17 protein-coding genes are annotated in these 17,713 nt (G+C 72.2%); 14 read left to right on the forward strand and 3 right to left on the reverse strand.

Translation table 11 applies throughout. The features are described from left to right. Positions 1 to 16 precede the first annotated feature (16 nt). The 4 genes from N865_RS14045 to N865_RS14060 are packed head-to-tail and all read left to right on the forward strand — an operon-like array spanning position 17 to position 3,318. Complete coding sequence (locus tag N865_RS14045) at positions 17 to 898, forward strand: ABC transporter substrate-binding protein (RefSeq protein WP_034807149.1); 882 nt, start codon at positions 17 to 19, stop codon at positions 896 to 898. A gap of 7 nt (positions 899 to 905) precedes the next feature. Continuing rightward, complete coding sequence (locus tag N865_RS14050) at positions 906 to 1,835, forward strand: amino acid ABC transporter permease (RefSeq protein WP_245603770.1); 930 nt, start codon at positions 906 to 908, stop codon at positions 1,833 to 1,835. After that, positions 1,832 to 2,611: an amino acid ABC transporter ATP-binding protein gene (locus N865_RS14055; protein ID WP_051510590.1), complete on the forward strand. Its 780-nt coding sequence runs from the start codon at positions 1,832 to 1,834 to the stop codon at positions 2,609 to 2,611. Before N865_RS14050 ends, N865_RS14055 begins: the two co-directional genes overlap by 4 nt. Next, a complete protein-coding gene (locus tag N865_RS14060; RefSeq protein WP_051510591.1) occupies positions 2,608 to 3,318 on the forward strand; it encodes a TrmH family RNA methyltransferase in 711 nt (236 codons plus the stop codon). The genes N865_RS14055 and N865_RS14060 overlap by 4 nt, the downstream gene beginning before the upstream one ends. Before the next feature lie 51 nt (positions 3,319 to 3,369). On the opposite strand, the gene N865_RS14065 is transcribed toward N865_RS14060, so the two are convergent. Beyond that, positions 3,370 to 4,566, reverse strand: coding sequence for a citrate/2-methylcitrate synthase (locus tag N865_RS14065; protein ID WP_034807151.1), 1,197 nt, complete (start codon positions 4,564 to 4,566; stop codon positions 3,370 to 3,372). A 113-nt stretch (positions 4,567 to 4,679) separates the two neighbouring features. Here N865_RS14065 and N865_RS14070 point away from each other — a divergent pair, with 113 nt between their 5' ends. From N865_RS14070 to N865_RS14085, 4 genes are all read left to right on the forward strand, one after another. Further along, the gene (locus N865_RS14070) at positions 4,680 to 5,921 is read left to right on the forward strand and encodes a citrate/2-methylcitrate synthase (RefSeq protein ID WP_084328247.1); all 1,242 of its coding nucleotides are present in this window, start codon (positions 4,680 to 4,682) and stop codon (positions 5,919 to 5,921) included. A 97-nt stretch (positions 5,922 to 6,018) separates the two neighbouring features. Beyond that, positions 6,019 to 7,257 carry an MFS transporter gene (locus tag N865_RS14075; RefSeq protein ID WP_051510592.1) on the forward strand — a complete coding sequence of 413 codons (1,239 nt, stop codon included), beginning with the start codon at positions 6,019 to 6,021 and terminating at the stop codon, positions 7,255 to 7,257. Positions 7,258 to 7,355: 98 nt separating this feature from the next. Further along, on the forward strand, positions 7,356 to 7,562 hold the full coding sequence (locus tag N865_RS23570; protein ID WP_034807153.1) for a dodecin: 207 nt from the start codon (positions 7,356 to 7,358) through the stop codon (positions 7,560 to 7,562). A 30-nt stretch (positions 7,563 to 7,592) separates the two neighbouring features. After that, the gene (locus tag N865_RS14085) at positions 7,593 to 8,720 is read left to right on the forward strand and encodes a M24 family metallopeptidase (RefSeq protein WP_034807155.1); all 1,128 of its coding nucleotides are present in this window, start codon (positions 7,593 to 7,595) and stop codon (positions 8,718 to 8,720) included. 52 nt (positions 8,721 to 8,772) lie between these two features. Here the strand turns inward: N865_RS14085 and N865_RS14090 are convergent, their stop codons facing one another. Together N865_RS14090 and N865_RS14095 are read right to left on the reverse strand one after the other, a co-directional pair. Continuing rightward, positions 8,773 to 9,159, reverse strand: a complete 387-nt coding sequence (locus tag N865_RS14090; protein ID WP_034807157.1) for a nitroreductase family deazaflavin-dependent oxidoreductase — start codon at positions 9,157 to 9,159, stop codon at positions 8,773 to 8,775. 67 nt (positions 9,160 to 9,226) lie between these two features. Next, positions 9,227 to 10,654, reverse strand: coding sequence for an NAD(P)/FAD-dependent oxidoreductase (locus N865_RS14095; RefSeq protein ID WP_051510593.1), 1,428 nt, complete (start codon positions 10,652 to 10,654; stop codon positions 9,227 to 9,229). Positions 10,655 to 10,688: 34 nt separating this feature from the next. Here N865_RS14095 and N865_RS14100 point away from each other — a divergent pair, with 34 nt between their 5' ends. From N865_RS14100 to lysS, 6 genes are all read left to right on the forward strand, one after another. Further along, the gene (locus N865_RS14100; RefSeq protein ID WP_034807161.1) at positions 10,689 to 11,498 is read left to right on the forward strand and encodes a GNAT family N-acetyltransferase; all 810 of its coding nucleotides are present in this window, start codon (positions 10,689 to 10,691) and stop codon (positions 11,496 to 11,498) included. 222 nt (positions 11,499 to 11,720) lie between these two features. Further along, the gene (fbaA, locus tag N865_RS14105) at positions 11,721 to 12,749 is read left to right on the forward strand and encodes a class II fructose-bisphosphate aldolase (RefSeq protein ID WP_034807163.1); all 1,029 of its coding nucleotides are present in this window, start codon (positions 11,721 to 11,723) and stop codon (positions 12,747 to 12,749) included. Positions 12,750 to 12,809: 60 nt separating this feature from the next. Beyond that, the gene (locus N865_RS14110; RefSeq protein WP_034807165.1) at positions 12,810 to 13,220 is read left to right on the forward strand and encodes a DUF3151 domain-containing protein; all 411 of its coding nucleotides are present in this window, start codon (positions 12,810 to 12,812) and stop codon (positions 13,218 to 13,220) included. Between the two features lie 181 nt (positions 13,221 to 13,401). Beyond that, the gene (locus N865_RS14115; RefSeq protein WP_034807167.1) at positions 13,402 to 14,310 is read left to right on the forward strand and encodes a type IV toxin-antitoxin system AbiEi family antitoxin domain-containing protein; all 909 of its coding nucleotides are present in this window, start codon (positions 13,402 to 13,404) and stop codon (positions 14,308 to 14,310) included. Between the two features lie 142 nt (positions 14,311 to 14,452). Next, positions 14,453 to 15,772: an adenylosuccinate synthase gene (locus N865_RS14120; RefSeq protein ID WP_034807174.1), complete on the forward strand. Its 1,320-nt coding sequence runs from the start codon at positions 14,453 to 14,455 to the stop codon at positions 15,770 to 15,772. A gap of 82 nt (positions 15,773 to 15,854) precedes the next feature. After that, complete coding sequence (lysS, locus tag N865_RS14125; protein WP_034807176.1) at positions 15,855 to 17,660, forward strand: lysine--tRNA ligase; 1,806 nt, start codon at positions 15,855 to 15,857, stop codon at positions 17,658 to 17,660. Positions 17,661 to 17,713: the final 53 nt, after the last annotated feature.

The raw sequence follows: 17,713 nt of genomic DNA on the forward strand, positions 1-17,713 counted from the left end.
CCCACAGGAGTCACTCATGTCCCGCTCCCGATCCTCCCTCGCCCTCGCCGCCGCGTCGGCGCTCGCCGTCGCAGCCCTGGCCGCCTGCGGGTCGTCCACCCCGGCCGGCGGCACGGGCGCCTCGAGCGCGGCCGGCACGGCAGCCGCCGACGCCTGCGCCACGGGCGCGCTCAAGCTCGTCACGCCCGGCAAGCTGACGGTCGGGACCGACAAGCCGGCCTACGAGCCGTGGTTCTCCGCCGACACCCCGAGCAACGGCAAGGGCTACGAGTCGGCCGTCGCGTACGCGATCGCGGAGAAGATGGGCTTCGCCAAGGGCGACGTGACGTGGGTCGTCGTCCCGTTCAACACGGCGATCTCGCCGGCGCCGAAGAGCTTCGACTTCGACGTCAACCAGGTCTCGATCTCCGAGGACCGCAAGAAGGCCGTCGACTTCAGCTCCGGCTACTACGACGTGCGCCAGGCCGTCGTCTCCTACAAGGGCAGCCCGATCGACGGCAAGACCTCCGTCGCCGACCTCAAGGCCGCCAACCTCGGCGCGCAGGTGGGCACGACGTCGCTCAAGGCCATCCAGGACCAGATCCAGCCGAGCAACGACCCGAAGGTGTTCGACACCAACGACATCGCCGTGCAGGCCCTGAAGAACAAGCAGATCGACGGCATCGTCGTCGACGTGCCAACCGCGTTCTACATGACCGCAGCCCAGCTCGACAACGGCGTCATCGTCGGCCAGCTCCCGGCGGCCGGCACCCCCGAGCAGTTCGGCGCAGTGCTCGACAAGGGCTCCGCCCTCACGCCGTGCGTCACCAAGGCGGTCGACGCGCTCCGCGCCGACGGCACCCTCGACAAGCTGCAGCAGGAGTACCTCGCGAACGCCGGTGCCCCCGAGCTGAAGTGACCTCGCGGTGACGTCACCAGCAGGTATGCCGGCAGGCCCGGTCCCCGGGCCCGCCGCGGTCGTGGGCGGTGAGGCCGCCCAGCAGGATGCCGCCTCGTGGAGCCCGTCGACCGTCGAGGTGGAGCGCCGGGCCTACCGGCGCTCACGGGCGACGCGCTCGGCGGCCGTCTCCGCCGTCAGCACCGTCGTCGTGCTCGGCGTGCTCGCCTGGCTCGTGACCCACTCCGAGGGGTGGCCGCGGGTCCAGGAGACCTTCTTCAGCTGGGACAAGGCCGTCTCCTCCTTCCCGGCCGTGCTCAAGGGCCTGTGGCTCAACATCAGGCTCATGATCGTCTGCGGCATCTCGATCCTCGTGCTCGGGCTGACGCTCGCGATCATGCGGACCCTGCGGGGGCCGATCTTCTTCCCGCTGCGGCTCATCGCCACGGTCTACGTCGACCTCTTCCGCGGGCTGCCGCTCCTGCTCCTCCTGCTGCTCCTCGGCCTCGGCGTGCCGGCCCTTCGGCTGCCCAACGTGCCGACCGAGCTGGTCTTCTGGGGCGCCGTCGCGATCGTCCTGTCGTACTCCGCCTACGTCGCTGAGGTGTTCCGGGCCGGCATCGAGTCGGTGCACCCGTCGCAGCGCGCCGCCTCACGGGCGCTCGGCCTCTCGAACGGGCAGACGCTGCGCCACGTCGTGCTGCCGCAGGCGGTGCGCCGTGTCACCCCGCCGCTCATGAACGACTTCGTCTCCCTCCAGAAGGACTCGGGCCTCATCGCCGTCCTCGGGGCCACCGACGCCATCCGTGCGGCCCAGATCGAGACGGCCTCCGACTTCAACTACACGCCCTACGTCGTGGCCGGCGTGCTCTTCCTCTGCCTCACCATCCCGATGGCGCGGCTGACCGACCACGTCGCCCGCAAGCAGGGCTGGCACGGCGCCGGGGGTGCCCTGTGACGTCGGAGTCCGCCACGACGCCCACAGGGGGCGCCGCCCCCGACGCGCCGCTCCTCACGGTGCGCGGGCTGCGCAAGAGCTTCGGCGAGCACGTCGTGCTCCACGACGTCGACCTCGAGGTACAGCCGGGGGAGTGCGTCGTGCTCATCGGCGCCTCCGGCTCGGGCAAGTCGACCCTGCTGCGCTGTGTCAACCTCCTCGAGCAGGTCGACGACGGTGTCATCACCCTGGGCGGCCTCGACATCACCGACCCCCGCGTCGACGCCGACGAGGTGCGCTCGCGCACCGGCATCGTCTTCCAGGCCTACAACCTCTTCCCGCACCTCAGCGTGCTCGACAACGTGACCCTCGCGCCCCGGCGTGTGCATCGGGTCGCGCGGGCCGAGGCCGAGCGTCGGGCCATGGCGATGCTCGACCGGGTCGGCCTCGCGGAGAAGGCCCGGGCCCGCCCCGACGACCTGTCCGGTGGCCAGCAGCAGCGGGTCGCCATCGCGCGGGCCATGGTCAACTCGCCGCAGCTCCTCCTCCTCGACGAGGTGACGTCGGCGCTCGACCCCGAGCTCGTCGGCGAGGTCCTCGACCTGCTCCGCGACCTGCGCGCCGAGGGCATGACGATGATCCTCTCGACCCACGAGATGGGCTTCGCGCGCAACGTCGCCGACACCGTCTGCTTCCTCGACGGCGGCCGGATCCTCGAGCAGGGCGCGCCCGCCGAGGTGCTCGGGGCGCCGCGCGAGCCGCGGACCCGGCAGTTCCTCTCCCGACTCGTCTCGTGACCGGTCCGCAGCACGAGCCGTCGGGTGCGCCCACGACCGGGCCCGACGAGGAGTCGGGCACCTCGCGAGAGCCCGCCGAGCGGCATACGGACGTGGGGGTGGGGCCGTGGGAGGGCCCATGGCCCGAAGGCGACCACTGGGACCCTGAGCTGCTCGGCGAGGGCGACCGGCGCAACGTCGTCGACGCCTACCGCTACTGGCGGCACGAGGCGATCGTCGCCGACCTCGACGCGAGACGGCACGACTTCCACGTCGCCGTCGAGAACTGGGGGCACGACTTCAACATCGGCTCGGTCATCCGCACCGCGAACGCCATGGGCGCCAAGGCGTTCCACATCGTCGGGCGGCGGCGCTGGAACCGGCGCGGCGCGATGGTGACCGACCGCTACCAGCACGAGCACCACCACCCCGATGCGGCGAGCCTCGCGGAGTGGGCGCGAGCCGAGGGCCTGACGCTGGTCGGCATCGACAACCTGCCAGGGTCGCTCCCGCTGGAGACGTTCGACCTCCCACGGCGGTGCGTCCTCGTCTTCGGGCAGGAGGGGCCCGGCCTGTCCGAGGCCATGCGGGCCGAGTGCGCCGTCGTGCTCCACATCGAGCAGTTCGGCTCGACGCGCTCGATCAACGCCGGGGCCGCGGCGGCGATCGCCATGCACGCCTGGGTCCGGCGCCACGTCTTCGGCCAGGGGGCCCGTGCTCCGGGTTGACGTGTTCGACCCGGTCGTCGCCTGGCGGAACACCTCAACCCGATCGCACCGTCAGCCGATCGCCTCGCGACCCCGCCAACGCAGCGGCTGCTCGGCGTACTCCTCGAGGACGTGGGCGACGACGCCGAACGAGCGGGCGACCTGGAACGCGACCTCGCCCGCGGCGGCCGGCAGGTCGAGCGCGTGGAGCAGCGCGGCGCTCGCGAGGTCGATGTTGGGGTGGTCGCCGGTCCGGTCCCGGACCGCCATGGCGAGCGCGTCGACGCGGCGTCGAAGGTGGCCCGTCCCCGGCAGGCGCCACACCGTCTCGAGCACGACGTCGGCCCGGGGGTCGCCAGCCGGGTAGAGGAAGTGCCCGAACCCCGGCACGTGGCCGCGCTCCCGGATCGCCGCGGCAATGGCGGCCTCGGGCCGTCGCTCGTCGGCGAGCAGGTGGTGGGCGGCGATCGGGGCCGCGCCGTGGAGCGGTCCGGCCATCGCGGCATACGCGGCGGTGAGGCAGTCATGGACGCCGGCCCGCGTCGACGCCGCGACCCGCGCGGCGATCGTCGAGGCCGTGAGGCCGTGGTCGAGCAGCGAGGTGAGCAGGACCCGGACGGCGTCGACCTCGGCCGGGCTGCCAGGGACGGCGCGGAGCCCGGCGAGGAGCGTCGCGGCGAGGTCGCCCCTGGCCGCCTCTGGGCCCGGGCCGGCGGCGGAGATGAGCGACGTCGCGGCACGGATCGTCGGCAGGGCGGACGCGCGCACCCGGTCCGGGTCGAGGTCGGCCGCCCAGGGGTCGTCGGCGGCGAGGACCTGGACCGCGACCGGGATCCGACGCTCGAGCGGCAACCGCTCGATGAGGCGGCGCACCGGGGCAGGAGGCGTCGTGGGGGTGGCCCGACCCACGTCGGCAGCCGCTGCGGCGTCGGCGGCACCGACCACGAGCGCGGCCGCCTCCTCCAGGGTGGTCGTCGCCACGACCTCCGCGAGTGGGACGCCGCGGTAGAAGAGCTCCCCGTCGACCTGGGTGCTGACCGAGCTGGCGACGCTGCGGAAGCGCAGGACCGGCTGGGGAGTCCCGGAGGGCCGGGTCGCCGCGGCCATGGCGTCGATCTGGGCCCGGTCGAAGAGGCTCTCCTGCTGGCCGGGTCGTCGCTCGCTGTGGAGCAGGCCCCGGCTGACGTAGGCGTAGAGGGTCGCGCGCTTGACGCCGAGGCGCTGGGCGGCCTCCGTGGTCGTGATCCACTGGCCCGCCGGACCGCTCATGGCTCCTCCTGTCGACTCGAGCAACGTTGATCGGATCAACGTTGACTCGATCAATATTGACGATGTTGATCAACACGTCTCAGAGTGGCGGGTGAAATGGAGAGGAGCAAGCCATGACCATCGACCACACCCGCAACACCACCTCGGGCACCACCGGCGACGACGGGTTCGTCACCGTGCCCCCCGGCCTGGCCAAGGTCGTCGTCACCGACACCGAGCTCGGCGACGTCAGGGGAGCGGAGGGGTTCTACCACTACCGCCAGTACTCGGCCGTGGACGTCGCCGAGCACGCGACCTTCGAGCAGGCGGCGCACCTGCTCGTCCACGGGCACCTGCCCGACGCGGCCGAGGAGGCTGCGTTCCGGACCCGGCTCGGGGCGCTGCGTGTGCTGCCCGACGAGCTCGCGGCCCTCCTGCCCGCCGTCTGCGCCACGACGGACGACCCGCTCCAGGTCCTGCGCACCGCGCTGTCGGCGTGGGGTGGCGTCATGGGCCTCCGTCCGCTCTACGACGCGTCGGCCGACGAGGCCCTCGACGCCGCGCTCGCCGCGGTGGCCGTCACCCCGACGATCCTCGCCGCGGCCCACCGGATCAGCCGCGGCCTCGAGCCGGTCGCCCCGGACCCGTCACTCCCGCACGCGGAGGACTACCTGCGGATGGTGGCCGGGACCGCGCCCTCGACGTCTTCGACGTCTTCGACGGCTTCGGCGCCCTCGGCGCGCGACGTGAGGGCGGTCGAGCAGTACCTCGTCTCGACGATGGACCACGGCTTCAACGCCTCGACCTTCACGGCCCGGGTCATCGCCTCGACGGGAGCCGACCTCGCCGCCTGCCTCGTTGGCGCCCTCGGCTCGTTCTCCGGGCCGAAGCACGGCGGCGCACCGAGTCGGGCGCTCGAGGCCCTCGACGAGATCGGCACCGTCGACCGGGCCGAGCCCTACGTCCGCGAGCGGATCACCAAGGGGGAGCGGGTCATGGGGTTCGGGCACGCCGTCTACCGGACCAAGGACCCGCGTTCCGAGATGCTCAAGGCCGTCGCGCGGCGCTACGACGACCCGCTCGTCGACTTCGCCGTCGCCGTCGAGGACGCCTTCGACCGCAGCCTCGCCGAGCTGAAGCCGGGCCGTGAGCTGCACGCCAACGTCGAGTTCTACGCGGGTGTCGTCATGAAGCTCGCCGGCCTCGACCCGAGCATGTTCACGCCGACCTTCTGCGTGGCCCGCGTCGTCGGCTGGACGGCCAACATCCTCGAGCAGGCGCGCGACCCGAAGATCATCCGCCCGGCCGCCCGCTACGTCGGCCCCACCGCGCCGCAGCCGATGCCGCACCTGCTGCCCGAGCCCGTCCCCGCCTGACGGCGCGCGCCGGCCGTCGACCGAGCGGGTGCGCCGCCGGGCCGGGTCGCGCGACCCGGCCCGGCGGCATATGGCCGGCTCATGGAGGATGGGGCCCGTGCCCGCCCCGTCCGTGACCAGCGACCGCTCGTTCGTCCGCTTCTGGATCGCCGACGCGGTCTCCAACCTCGGAACGTTCGTCTCGACCCTCGCGATCCAGCTCCTCCTCATCGACACGCTCCACGCCGACCAGCGCGCCATCGGCTTCGTCCGTTCGGCCCAGTGGCTGCCGTACCTCCTCTTCGGCGTCCTGGCGGGCGTCGTCGTCGACCGGGTACGGCGCCGGCCGCTCCTTGTCGCCGCTGACGTGCTCTCCGCGGTGTTCCTCGGCACGGTCGCCGCCCTCGCGCTGGCCGGCCGCCTCACCGTCCCGGCCCTCTGCGTGCTCGTCTTCCTCGCCGGGTCGGCGTCGATGTTCTTCATCGCGGCGCACCAGTCGTTCCTGCCGAGCCTCGTGCCGGTGACCTCCCTGCCCACCGCGTGGGCGCGGCTCGAGCAGACGACGACCGCCGCCCAGTCGATCGGCCCCCTCGTCGGCGGCCTGCTCGTGCGGACGCTTACCGCGCCGGTGGCCGTGCTCGTCGACGCCGTGTCGTATGCCGTGTCCGCCGTCCTGCTCGCGACCCTCCGGGTCCACGAGCCGGCTCCCGCACGGACCGAGGAACGGCACGTCTGGCGAGAGCTCAAGGAGGGGGCGCACTGGGTCTACCGCCACCGGATGCTCGCGCCGTACGCGGTGTCGCTCCACCTCTGGTTCTTCGCCAACGCCATCGTCTCGACGGTGCTCGTCTACTTCGCCGCCACCGAGCTCCACCTCGACGCCCTGGCCATCGGCGTCGTCCTCGCCGCCGCGGGGGTGAGCGGGGTCGTCGGCGCCGGGCTCGGACCCCGCCTGGCCCGGCGCTACGGCATGGGCAGGGTGGTCGCGGCCTCGGGGTGGCTCAGCCCAGCGGCATACGCCCTGCTCCTCCTCGCGCAGCCCGGGCCGGGGGCCATCGTGTGGCCGGTCGTGGCCAACCTCGTCTTCGGCTTCGGGCTCGGCGTGCGCGGACCGCTCGACATGAGCTACCGCAACATGGTGACGCCCGACCGGCTCCGGGGCCGGATGAACGCGACGATCCGATCGCTCAACTGGGGGTCGATCTCCGTTGCAGCCCCCCTCGCCGGCGCGGCCGCCGCGACATGGGGCAACCGGGTTGCGATCGGCATCGGCATCGCCGGGCTGGCCGTCGCTGCGGCTGTCCTCAGCCTCTCGCCGTACCGCGAGGCCGAGCTCGCGCCGGTCGCTCCCGCGTAGCCGGCGGCCGCCCACCACTAGCCAGCGACCGGCCGGGGCTGGACGATGGGGGAGGCCCCGACGGGTGTTCGGTGGCGTCCCCAGAGAGGTGGTGCAACGTGGCACACACATACGGCGTCACGGAGGTCGTCGGGTCGTCGACGACGTCCATCGACGATGCGATCCGCGGCGCGGTCGAGCGAGCCAACCAGACCGTGCGCCACCTCGACTGGTTCGAGGTGACGCAGATCCGGGGGCATCTCGAGGACGGGGCCGTCGGCCACCTCCAGGTGACGCTCAAGCTCGGCTTTCGCCTCGAGGAGTGACGCCCGCGCCACCCCGCTAGGGTCGGTGCCATGAGTGCCGGCCCCACCCTCCTCGACGTCACGACGATGCGCTCGCGCCTCGACCGGCTGCGGCGGGCCGCCGATGCCGCGGGCGTGACGGCCGTCATCGTCTCGCCCGGGTCCGACCTGCGCTACCTCGTCGGCGTCGGCGGGTCGTCCTTCGAGCGGCTCACCGCCCTCGTCGTGCCGACCGACGCGTCCGCGACACCCGTCTTCGTGTCGCCGGCCCTCGAGTACGCCGGCCTGGGCCACGTGCCGCTCGGCGACCTCGGCGTCGAGGTCCGGACGTGGGTCGACGGCGAGGACCCCTACGCGCGCGCCCTCGGCGGCGCGCCCGCCGGTCTCGTCGCCGTCTCCGACATGACGCCGGCGCTCCACCTGCTCCGGCTCCGCGACGCGGGCGCCACGGAGCAGGCGCTCGCCGGCCCGATCCTGCGCGAGCTGCGGATGCGCAAGGACCCCGCCGAGCTCGAGCAGCTCCGCCTCGCCGGCGAGGCCATCGACCGCGTCCACGCGCGGGTGGGCGAGTGGCTCAGGCCCGGCCGCACCGAGGCGGAGGTCGGCGCCGACATCGCGGCGGCGATCGTCGAGGAGGGCCATGCCGCGGCAGACTTCGTCATCGTCGGCTCCGGCCCCAACGGCGCGAGCCCCCACCACGAGCTCTCCGGCCGCGTCATCGAGGCCGGCGACGTCGTCGTCGTCGACATCGGCGGCCCGCTCCCCTCCGGCTACAACTCCGACAGCACCCGCACGTATGCCGTCGGGTCGCCTCGGGAGGCCGACGTCGAGTCCGTCTACGCCGCGCTCCGACGAGCCCAGCAGGCTGCCGTCGACGCGGTGCGGCCCGGCGTGACCTGCCAGGACGTCGACCGGGCGGCGCGCGCGGTGCTCGCGTCGGCCGGGCTGGCCGAACACTTCATCCACCGGACCGGACACGGCATCGGGCTCGACGTCCACGAGGAGCCGTACATCGTCGAGGGCAACGACCTGCCGCTCGAGGCGGGCATGACGTTCAGCATCGAGCCGGGGGTCTACCTGAGCGGCCGGTGGGGAGCCCGGATCGAGGACATCGTCGCGGTCACCGACGACGGCGTGGCACGCCTCAACAACCGACCTCACGAGCTCGTCGTCCTCTGACCGCCCCTGAGGCTGGGGTCCCCTCGTGGGGGGGTGTCGTCAGGGTTCGTCGTCAGGGGGCGGGGCGATGTGTCAGCTGGAGGAACCCGCCGCTGAAGTCCTGCCGCTCGAGCACCCGGCGGATCATGCCGTTCGCCGCGGCGAGGGCGACGTCCTTGCCCACGAAGGTCGGCTCGGTGCACTCGTGCGCCGCGCCCTTCCACAGGACCGTGCACCCGCCGGCGGCCCGGACGTTGCGCACCCAGTCGGTGCCGCGTCCCCAGGGCAGCCCGATGACGAACGTCGAGTCCGTGGCGATGACCGCGACCGGGGTCGTGTACTCCGTGCCGCTCCGCCGTCCCCGGTGGTGGACCACCGCCCAGAGGGGGAACCAGCGGTGGCCCGCCAGGCGGATCGCGACGCGGTTGAACTGCCTGGCTGCAGCAGGAGGTCCGGACATGACCCCAGCATGCTCCCCCGATGACCGAGGGAGTGGCGAAGGAGCCGCCGATCCGCCGAGGGCAGGGTCAGGAGTCGAAGCCGACGCCCATCCGGTCGAGCACCTTGAGCCACGTGCCACGTCGCCCGGTCCGGTCCTCGGCTGCGAGCGCGGACCGCGTCGCCCGCACAGCGGCATACCGGATCGGCTCGGGAGGGAACGGGATCGGCTTGCGGCGCACCATCGCCAACCGGGTCACCTCGGTGTCGCGGCCGTCGACGAGGTCGAGCGCCACGCGCGCCCCGAACCGGGTCGACGCGACGCCGAGGCCGGTGTAGCCGATGGCGTAGGCCATCCGCCCGCCGAGCGCGGTCCCGAAGACCGGCGTGAACCGCGACGTCGTGTCGATGACGCCGGCCCAGCGGTGGGTGAACCGCAGCCCCTCGAGCTGGGGGAAGATCTCGAAGAAGTGGTCGGCGAGAAGTCCGTGCGAGGAGTCCGACTGCTCGAGGGCGGGGTCGATGCGCCCGGGGAAGTGGTAGTTGGCGTCGTAACCGCCGAAGAGGATCCGGTCGTCGAGCGTCCGCCGGTAGTAGTGGAACTGGTTGCCGGCATCGGTCAGGCCCTCTCGGCCCTCCCAGCGCAGGGCGCCGAGCTGGGCCGGGGTGAGGGGCTCGGTCATGAGGACGTGGTCGTAGACGGGGAGCACCCAGGCGCTGAATCGGCGCAGGACGCCCTGGCTCGCGTTGGTGCCGATGACGACACGGCGGGCGTGGATGCTTCCTCCCTCGACCTGGACGCGCACGCCGTCACCCTCGGCGTCGAAGCCGGTCACGCGCGAGTGCTCGTGGAGGCGCACGCCCAGCGACTCGGCGGCGCGGGCGAGGCCCCACACGAGGCGCGCCGGGTCGACGAGGCCGACCTCCGGGTCGAAGAAGCCGGAGCGGTAGAGCGGTGAGTCGACGCGCGCCCGGGCCCGCTCGGCGTCGAGGTGCTCGACCGGCAGGCCGTGGTCGCGGTGCAGCTCGTAGGCCTCGCGGACCGCGTCGACCTGGTGCTCGTCGAGCGCGAGGGTGAGCTCGCCGGGCTTGTGGAAGTCGGCCTCGACGCCGTATGCCGTGAGCGTCGCCTGCAGGTCGGCGAAGTTCTGCGCCCCGAGCCTCTCGAGTGTCTCGATCTCGTCGGGCCAGCAGGCCACACCCTGGGCCAGGCCGTGCGTCAGCGAGGGCGCGACGAATCCGCCGTTGCGCCCCGACGCCCCGTCGGCGAGCCGGCCCGCCTCGACGACGACCACCTCGCGGGCCGGGTCGTCCTCCTTGGCCTGGATCGCGGCCCACAGGCCGGTGAACCCGGCGCCCACGACGAGCAGGTCGGTGCGGGCCGCCGCCCCGGTGAGCGGGGGCCTCGGGTCGGGTCGCTCCGGGCGGTCGGTCCAGAAGACCTCCGGACGGGCGTCGGCCAAGGCGGCTGAGGCGCGGGGGCTGAGGGGACGCTGCGGCGATGAGAAAACAGACATGACGAGTCGGATTCGACCATGCTTGGGTGGCGCTGTGAACCCCTCTTCGATCCAGAGCGAACTGCTCCGCATCTTCCACGAGCAGACCCGGGCGCCGATCCCGGCCGGCACCCCGGAGCGTCCGGTCGAGGTCCACGGCCTCGTCCGGCGCCAGTACGACCTCGACCCCTCCGGCTTCTTCGCGATGGTCGAGAGCCCCGACGGGCTCGGCGACGACCCGGCCGCCATCGACGCGGCCATCGCCCGGGAGCGCGACTTCTTCACGAGCCGCGGCCAGCGCGCCGAGTGGAAGACCTACGACTACGACGAGCCGGCCGACCTCGGTGACCGCCTTCGCGCGGCTGGCTTCGAGCCGGAGGACCCCGAGGCCCTCATCCTCGGCGAGGCGACGCCGCTCGCCGAGCAGGAGATCGTCCTGCCCGACGGCGTCGTCGTCCGGGCGGTCGACTCCGAGGCCGACTTCGCGCGGATCCGGGTGCTCCAGGAGACCGTGTGGGACAAGGACCAGGCCTGGGTGACCGACTCGCTCCTGCCCGAGTGGCTCGCCCGGCCCGAGTCGATGGACGTCGTCGTCGTCGAGGAGTCGAGGGAGGGGCCCGTCCTCTGTGCCGCCCGGGCCGAGTACGACGACAGCGGGTTCACCGGTCTCTGGGGCGGATCGACCCTCGAGGAGTGGCGGGGGCGCGGCCTCTACCGGGCCACCCTGCTCCACCGGGCCCGTCTCGGTCTCGCCCGCGGCAAGCAGTGGGTCCGCATCGACGCCTCGCCCGACTCGGAGCCGATCCTGCGCCGCCTCGGCCTGCACCGCGTCGCGACGACGACCCCCTACGTCCTCCACCCCTGACCCCCCAGACCTCCTCTCTCGCCACGTGAACGCAGCGTTCGTGCGCGAACTCAGCGGTATAACCCGCAGTTCGGAAACGAACGCGGCGTTCACGTGGCGGGGGGTGGACTGAGCGGGCGCTCACCGGGACGCGGACAGGCGGTGCCGGCCCAGCGGCATACGTGGCAGGATCTTTGGCGGACGACCCCGTCCTCTTCGACCGAAGTCTCACAGGAGCCTGGAATGCCCATCGCCACCCCTGAGGTGTATGCCGACATGCTCGACCGCGCGAAGGCCGGCTCCTTCGCGTACCCCGCCATCAACGTGAGCTCCTCGCAGACGCTCAACGCAGCCCTCAAGGGCTTCGCCGACGCGGGGTCGGACGGCATCATCCAGGTCTCCACCGGCGGTGCCGAGTACCTCTCGGGCCCGTCGGTCAAGAACATGGTCGCCGGCTCGCTCGCGTTCGCCGCCTACGCGCACGAGGTCGCGAAGAACTACCCCGTCAACATCGCGCTCCACACCGACCACTGCCCGAAGAACAAGCTCGACGGCTTCGTCCGGCCGCTCCTCGCCGCGTCGACCGAGCGCGTCCAGTCCGGTGGCACGCCGTGGTTCCAGTCGCACATGTGGGACGGCTCGGCCGTGCCGCTCGCCGAGAACCTCGAGATCGCCCGTGAGCTGCTCGCCCTCGCCAAGGCCGCCAACGTCGTCCTCGAGATCGAGGTCGGGGTCGTCGGCGGCGAGGAGGACGGCGTCGAGGGCGCCATCGACGAGAAGCTCTACTCGACCCCCGAGGACGCCATCGCGACGATCCAGGCCCTCGGCGCCGGCGAGAACGGCCGCTACCTGACCGCGCTCACCTTCGGCAACGTCCACGGCGTCTACAAGCCGGGCAACGTCAAGCTCCGCCCCGAGATCCTCCTCCACGCGCAGCAGGCGGCCGCCAAGGAGCTCGGCCTCGGCGACGACGCGCGCCCGTTCGACCTCGTCTTCCACGGCGGGTCGGGCTCCCTCCCCGAGGAGATCTCGGCGGCCGTCGACTACGGCGTCGTCAAGATGAACGTCGACACCGACACGCAGTACGCCTTCACCCGCCCGGTCGCCGACTGGATGCTCGCCAACTACGCCGGTGTCCTCAAGATCGACGGCGAGGTCGGCAACAAGAAGCAGTACGACCCGCGCGCCTGGGGCAAGGCCGCCGAGGAGGGCATGGCCGCCCGCATCGTCGAGGCCTGCCAGGCGCTCCGCTCGGCGGGCACGCACGCCTGAGCGCCCGCGACCGTCTCGCTTCGTCACACCGTTTCGTATGCCGCTGGGCTGGGAGGTCTCGTGAGTTCGGACAATCTGCTGGGCATTCCCGAGACCAGGCTCGCGGTCGATCCGGCTGCTGAGCTGCTGGCCTCGGGAGTGGACCCCGTCGCGGTCGCTGCGGCGCACCCGGCCAGCTCGCTCGCCTGGGCCACGCTGGCGGAGGGTGCGCTGGCTGCCGGCGGGCGCGACGTCGAGGCCTACGCCTACGCCCGGACCGGCTACCACCGCGCGCTCGACGCCCTGCGCAAGTCGGGCTGGCGTGGTCAGGGCCCGGTGCCGTGGTCGCACGAGCCCAACCGTGGGTTCCTGCGCTCCCTCGCGGCGCTGGCCCGGGCGGCCCGCGCGATCGGCGAGTCCGACGAGGAGGCGCGCTGCACGCAGTTCCTGCGCGACTCCTCAGCCGAGGGGGCTCGCGAGCTCGGCCTCTAGGGCCTGGCTGCCTCCGCGTGAGTGTTGGGTCTGGTGGTGAGCGGTCTACCGCTCACCACCAGACCCTTTCGCACACCTGACGACGCAGCGCTCTCCACATCCCCGGGCGGGTCGATACGACGTCCACACCCCGGCCGGCGATCCGTGGCCGATCACGAAGGCGGCCAGCAGTCTCGTGCCCGTGGACCCCGCCCTCATCGCCCGCAATGACGTCTTCCCCGCCTCGCGCGCCCTGGCCCTCGGGATGTCGCGCACCGAGCTGCGCCGGCTGCTCCGCGAGGGGCGTGTCGTGCGGCTGCACCGAGGGTGGTACTCCAGCAGGCAGCCCGAGGACGACATCGACCAGCACCTGCTCCGCGTCGAGGCCTTGCTCACGGAGTATGCCGGGCACGCCGTCGCGACCAACGCCTCCGCGCTGCTCCGCCTCGGTTTGCCGACATACCGGCCCGACCTCGCCCGAGTGCACCTCGTCCTGACCGACCCGGCCCTGCACCGGCACCGGAAGCCCGACCTCGTGGTGCATCCCTTCGTGCCGGTGCCGGAGGGCCTCGAGCCGACGCGCCGCGGCACTGTCCACCCGGCCGTCGCGATGGCCGCATGCGGGCTCCCCGACCCCCGCGCCTTCCTCGTGGCCGCCGATGCCGGGCTCGGCCGCGGGCTCGTCAGCCGCGAGCAGCTCGCTCGGGCCGTAGACGGTCTCGGCCGGCGCCGCGGTGTCGCCGGGGTCCGGGCCGTTCTCGACTGGTGCGACCCGCGGCACGAGTCGCCCGGGGAGTCGCTCACGGCATACGTCCTGCGCATGGCGGGATTCGCCCTCGAGCCCCAGTTCGGGGTGCCCGGGACGGAGCACTGGACGCCTGGCGGCCAGGGCTACCGCGCCGACTTCCGGATCGCCGGGACGCGGGTTCTCGTGGAGTTCGACGGCAGGGTGAAGTACACCGACCAGCGCTCGGTGTGGGACGAGAAGGTGCGGGAGGACCGCATCCGCAGCCTGGGCTACGAGGTGATCCGCCTCACCTGGGCCGATCTGCGCGACCCGGTGAGCGTGCGGGCGAAGGTCATCGCGGCGCTGCGCCGGGCCGGGGCGTGAGCGTGCCGTCAAGACGTGAACGTTCGGGCCGCCCTGTGAGCGGTCTGCCGGTGACGTCCGAACCCAACGGTGACGTCCGGGCCAGGTGCCGGGAACCGATAACCTTGCCGCTGGCAACACCACGCAAACGGAAGGCGGACTGATGCCGGCAATCGTGCTCGTCGGAGCGCAGTGGGGTGATGAGGGCAAGGGCAAGGCGACCGACCTGCTCGGCAGCAGCGTCGACTACGTCGTCAAGTTCAACGGCGGCAACAACGCCGGCCACACCGTCGTCATCGAGCAGGACGGCAAGCGGGAGAAGTACGCCCTGCACCTGCTCCCCTCCGGCATCCTGTCCCCGAACTGCACGCCGGTCATCGGCAACGGCGTCGTCATCGACCTCGAGGTGCTCTTCGAGGAGCTCGACGGGCTCGAGGCGCGCGGTGTCGACACGAGCAAGCTCCTCGTCTCGGCCAACGCGCACGTCATCGCCTCCTACAACCGGACGATCGACAAGGTCACCGAGCGCTTCCTCGGCAAGCGCCGCATCGGCACGACGGGTCGCGGCATCGGCCCGACCTATGCCGACAAGATGAACCGCATCGGCATCCGCGTCCAGGACCTCTACGACGAGGGCATCCTGCGCCAGAAGGTCGAGGCGGCCCTCGACGTCAAGAACCAGCTCCTCGTCAAGGTCTACAACCGCCGCGCCGTGGCGGTCGACGAGGTCGTCGAGGAGCTCCTGTCGTATGCCGGCCGGCTCGCTCCCATGGTCGCCGACACCTCGCTCGTGCTCGGGCAGGCGCTCGACCGGGGCGAGACGGTTCTCTTCGAGGCGGGCCAGGCCACGCTCCTCGACGTCGACCACGGCACCTACCCCTACGTCACGTCGAGCAACGCCGTCGCGGCCGGGGCCTGCACCGGCTCTGGCGTCCCCCCGACGCGCATCGACAGCGTCATCGCGATCCTCAAGGCCTACACGACCCGCGTCGGCGAGGGACCGTTCCCGACCGAGCTGCACGACGACATGGGCGAGTTCCTGCGCAAGACGGGCGCCGAGTACGGCGTGACGACGGGCCGCCCGCGCCGGTGCGGCTGGCTCGACACCGTCATCGGCCGCTACGCGACGCGGATCAACGGCGTCACCGACTTCGTCGTCACCAAGCTCGACATCCTGACGGGCCTCGAGAAGGTCCCCGTCTGTGTCGCCTACGACGTCGACGGCGTGCGCCACGACGAGATGCCGGTCAACCAGACCGACTTCCACCACGCGAAGCCGATCTACGAGGAGCTGCCCGGCTGGTGGGAGGACATCAGCCAGTGCCGCACCTTTGAGGAGCTGCCCCCCAACGCCCAGGCCTACGTCCTGCGCGTCGAGGAGCTCATCGGCGCGCGGGTCTCGGCGATCGGTGTCGGCCCGGGTCGCGACGAGATCATCGAGCGGTTCCCGCTCAACCCCAGGTCCCCGCAACACACCGAGTAGCAGCCACCGTCGACGGGTGCACCCGTCGATCTTCGCCGGTGCTCGGTGTGTTGCCGAGTTTGTCTGATGCAGAAGGAAAGTCATGGCTGAAAAGGTCGTCGAGCCCGCCGTCGGGCCGGTCGTCGAGCAGGACTGGGTCACCCGTCTGGCGGACGAGGTCATCGCGGAGGCGCAGCACCGCGCGCCCGGCGAGAAGATCGTCTGCGCGTCGGGCATCAGCCCCTCCGGACCGATCCACCTCGGCAACTTCCGCGAGCTGATCACCCCGCACCTCGTCGCCGACGAGATCAAGCGGCGCGGTATCGACTGCGAGCACATCCTCAGCTGGGACGACTTCGACCGCTTCCGCCGCGTCCCCAAGAACCTCCCGGGCGTCGACGAGTCGTGGGAGCAGTACATCGGTATGCCGCTCACCGCGGTCCCGGCCCCCGCGGGCTCCCCGCACGCCAGCTGGGCCGAGCACTTCAAGGCGCCGCTCCTCGAGGCGATGGAGGCGACGGGCATCGAGGTGCGCCAGATCAGCCAGACCGAGCAGTACCGCGCCGGCGCCTACCGCGAGCAGGTCCTCCTCGCGATGCGCGAGCGGGTCGCGATCGACAAGGTCCTCGACCAGTACCGCACCCTCGAGGCCGCCGAGAACGCCCGCCAGAAGGCGAGCGGCAAGGGCAAGCAGGGCAAGCAGGGCGGCCAGGCCGCGAAGCTCACGGAGGAGCAGGCTGCGGCGGCGACCGAGGCTGAGCGCGGCTCCGGCGCGGCGACCGAGGACGACGGGAGCCAGGGTAAGGCGGGCTACTACCCGTTCAAGCCGTTCTGCGGCTCGTGCGGCACCGACTTCACGACGGTCACGGCCTACGACGACGACACCCACGCCCTCACCTACGAGTGCACGAAGTGCGGTCACACCGAGACGGTCGACCTCGACACCTTCACCAACGGCAAGCTCGTCTGGAAGGTCGACTGGCCGATGCGCTGGGCCTACGAGCGCGTCCTCTTCGAGCCGTCCGGCGTCGACCACCAGAGCCCCGGCAGCAGCTTCGTCGTCGGTAAGGACCTCGCTCCGATCTTCGGCTGGGAGCGCCCGGTCGGCCCGATGTATGCGTTCGTCGGCATCGCCGGCATGGCGAAGATGAGCTCGAGCAAGGGCGGTGTGCCGATCCCGACCGATGCGCTCGAGGTCATGGAGCCGCCGGTCCTGCGCTGGCTCTACGCGCGACGCAAGCCCAACCAGAGCTTCGACGTCGCCTTCGGGCCGGAGCTGCAGCGCCTCTACGACGAGTGGGACGCGCTGGCCCGTAAGGTCGAGGGCGGCACCGCGCAGGCGGCCGACCTCGCCGCGCACCTGCGGGCCACGTCGACCGCGGCCGGACCGCTGCCGGCGACGCCGCGCCCGATGCCGTTCCGCACGATCGCGTCGGTCATCGACGTGACCCAGGGCGACGAGGCGCAGGCCGTCCGCATCCTGTCGGAGCTCGACCCCGACAACCCGGTCACGTCGACCGACGACCTGCGACCACGTCTCGACTGCGCCGAGCGCTGGATGCTCGGCTACGTCCCGGCGGAGGACCGCACGATCGTGCGGTCCGAGCCCGACACCGCCCTGCTCGGCTCGCTCGACGAGGCACAGCAGGAGTCCCTGCGCCTGCTCGTCGACGGCCTCGACGAGCACTGGTCGCTCGACGGCCTCACCCACCTCGTCTATGCCGTGCCGAAGATCCAGCGCGGCATCGACCCGGAGGCCAAGGTCAAGGACCCCGAGCTGTCCGCGGCCCAGCGTGCCTACTTCGTCCTGCTCTACCAGCTCCTCGTCGGCAAGGACACCGGGCCGCGACTTCCGACCCTGCTCCTTGCCGTGGGGGCCGAGCGGGTCCGCACCCTTCTCGGTCACTGAGCCCAGCGGCATACGGCCGCACGGGGAAGGCCCCGACCACGTCTGTGGTCGGG

Source organism: Intrasporangium oryzae NRRL B-24470, from assembly GCF_000576595.1.
GTDB lineage: Bacteria > Actinomycetota > Actinomycetes > Actinomycetales > Dermatophilaceae > Intrasporangium_C > Intrasporangium_C oryzae.

What these genes read in the sequence shown, in the direction of transcription:
- N865_RS14090 (WP_034807157.1), bottom strand. Translation starts at nt 9,159, where the DNA reads ATGTCCGGACCTCCTGCTGCAGCCAGGCAGTTCAACCGCGTCGCGATC.
- N865_RS14070 (WP_084328247.1), top strand. Translation starts at nt 4,680, where the DNA reads ATGACCATCGACCACACCCGCAACACCACCTCGGGCACCACCGGCGAC.
- N865_RS14120 (WP_034807174.1), top strand. Translation starts at nt 14,453, where the DNA reads ATGCCGGCAATCGTGCTCGTCGGAGCGCAGTGGGGTGATGAGGGCAAG.
- N865_RS14065 (WP_034807151.1), bottom strand. Translation starts at nt 4,566, where the DNA reads ATGAGCGGTCCGGCGGGCCAGTGGATCACGACCACGGAGGCCGCCCAG.
- N865_RS14045 (WP_034807149.1), top strand. Translation starts at nt 17, where the DNA reads ATGTCCCGCTCCCGATCCTCCCTCGCCCTCGCCGCCGCGTCGGCGCTC.
- N865_RS14095 (WP_051510593.1), bottom strand. Translation starts at nt 10,654, where the DNA reads ATGTCTGTTTTCTCATCGCCGCAGCGTCCCCTCAGCCCCCGCGCCTCA.
- N865_RS14085 (WP_034807155.1), top strand. Translation starts at nt 7,593, where the DNA reads ATGAGTGCCGGCCCCACCCTCCTCGACGTCACGACGATGCGCTCGCGC.
- fbaA (WP_034807163.1), top strand. Translation starts at nt 11,721, where the DNA reads ATGCCCATCGCCACCCCTGAGGTGTATGCCGACATGCTCGACCGCGCG.
- lysS (WP_034807176.1), top strand. Translation starts at nt 15,855, where the DNA reads ATGGCTGAAAAGGTCGTCGAGCCCGCCGTCGGGCCGGTCGTCGAGCAG.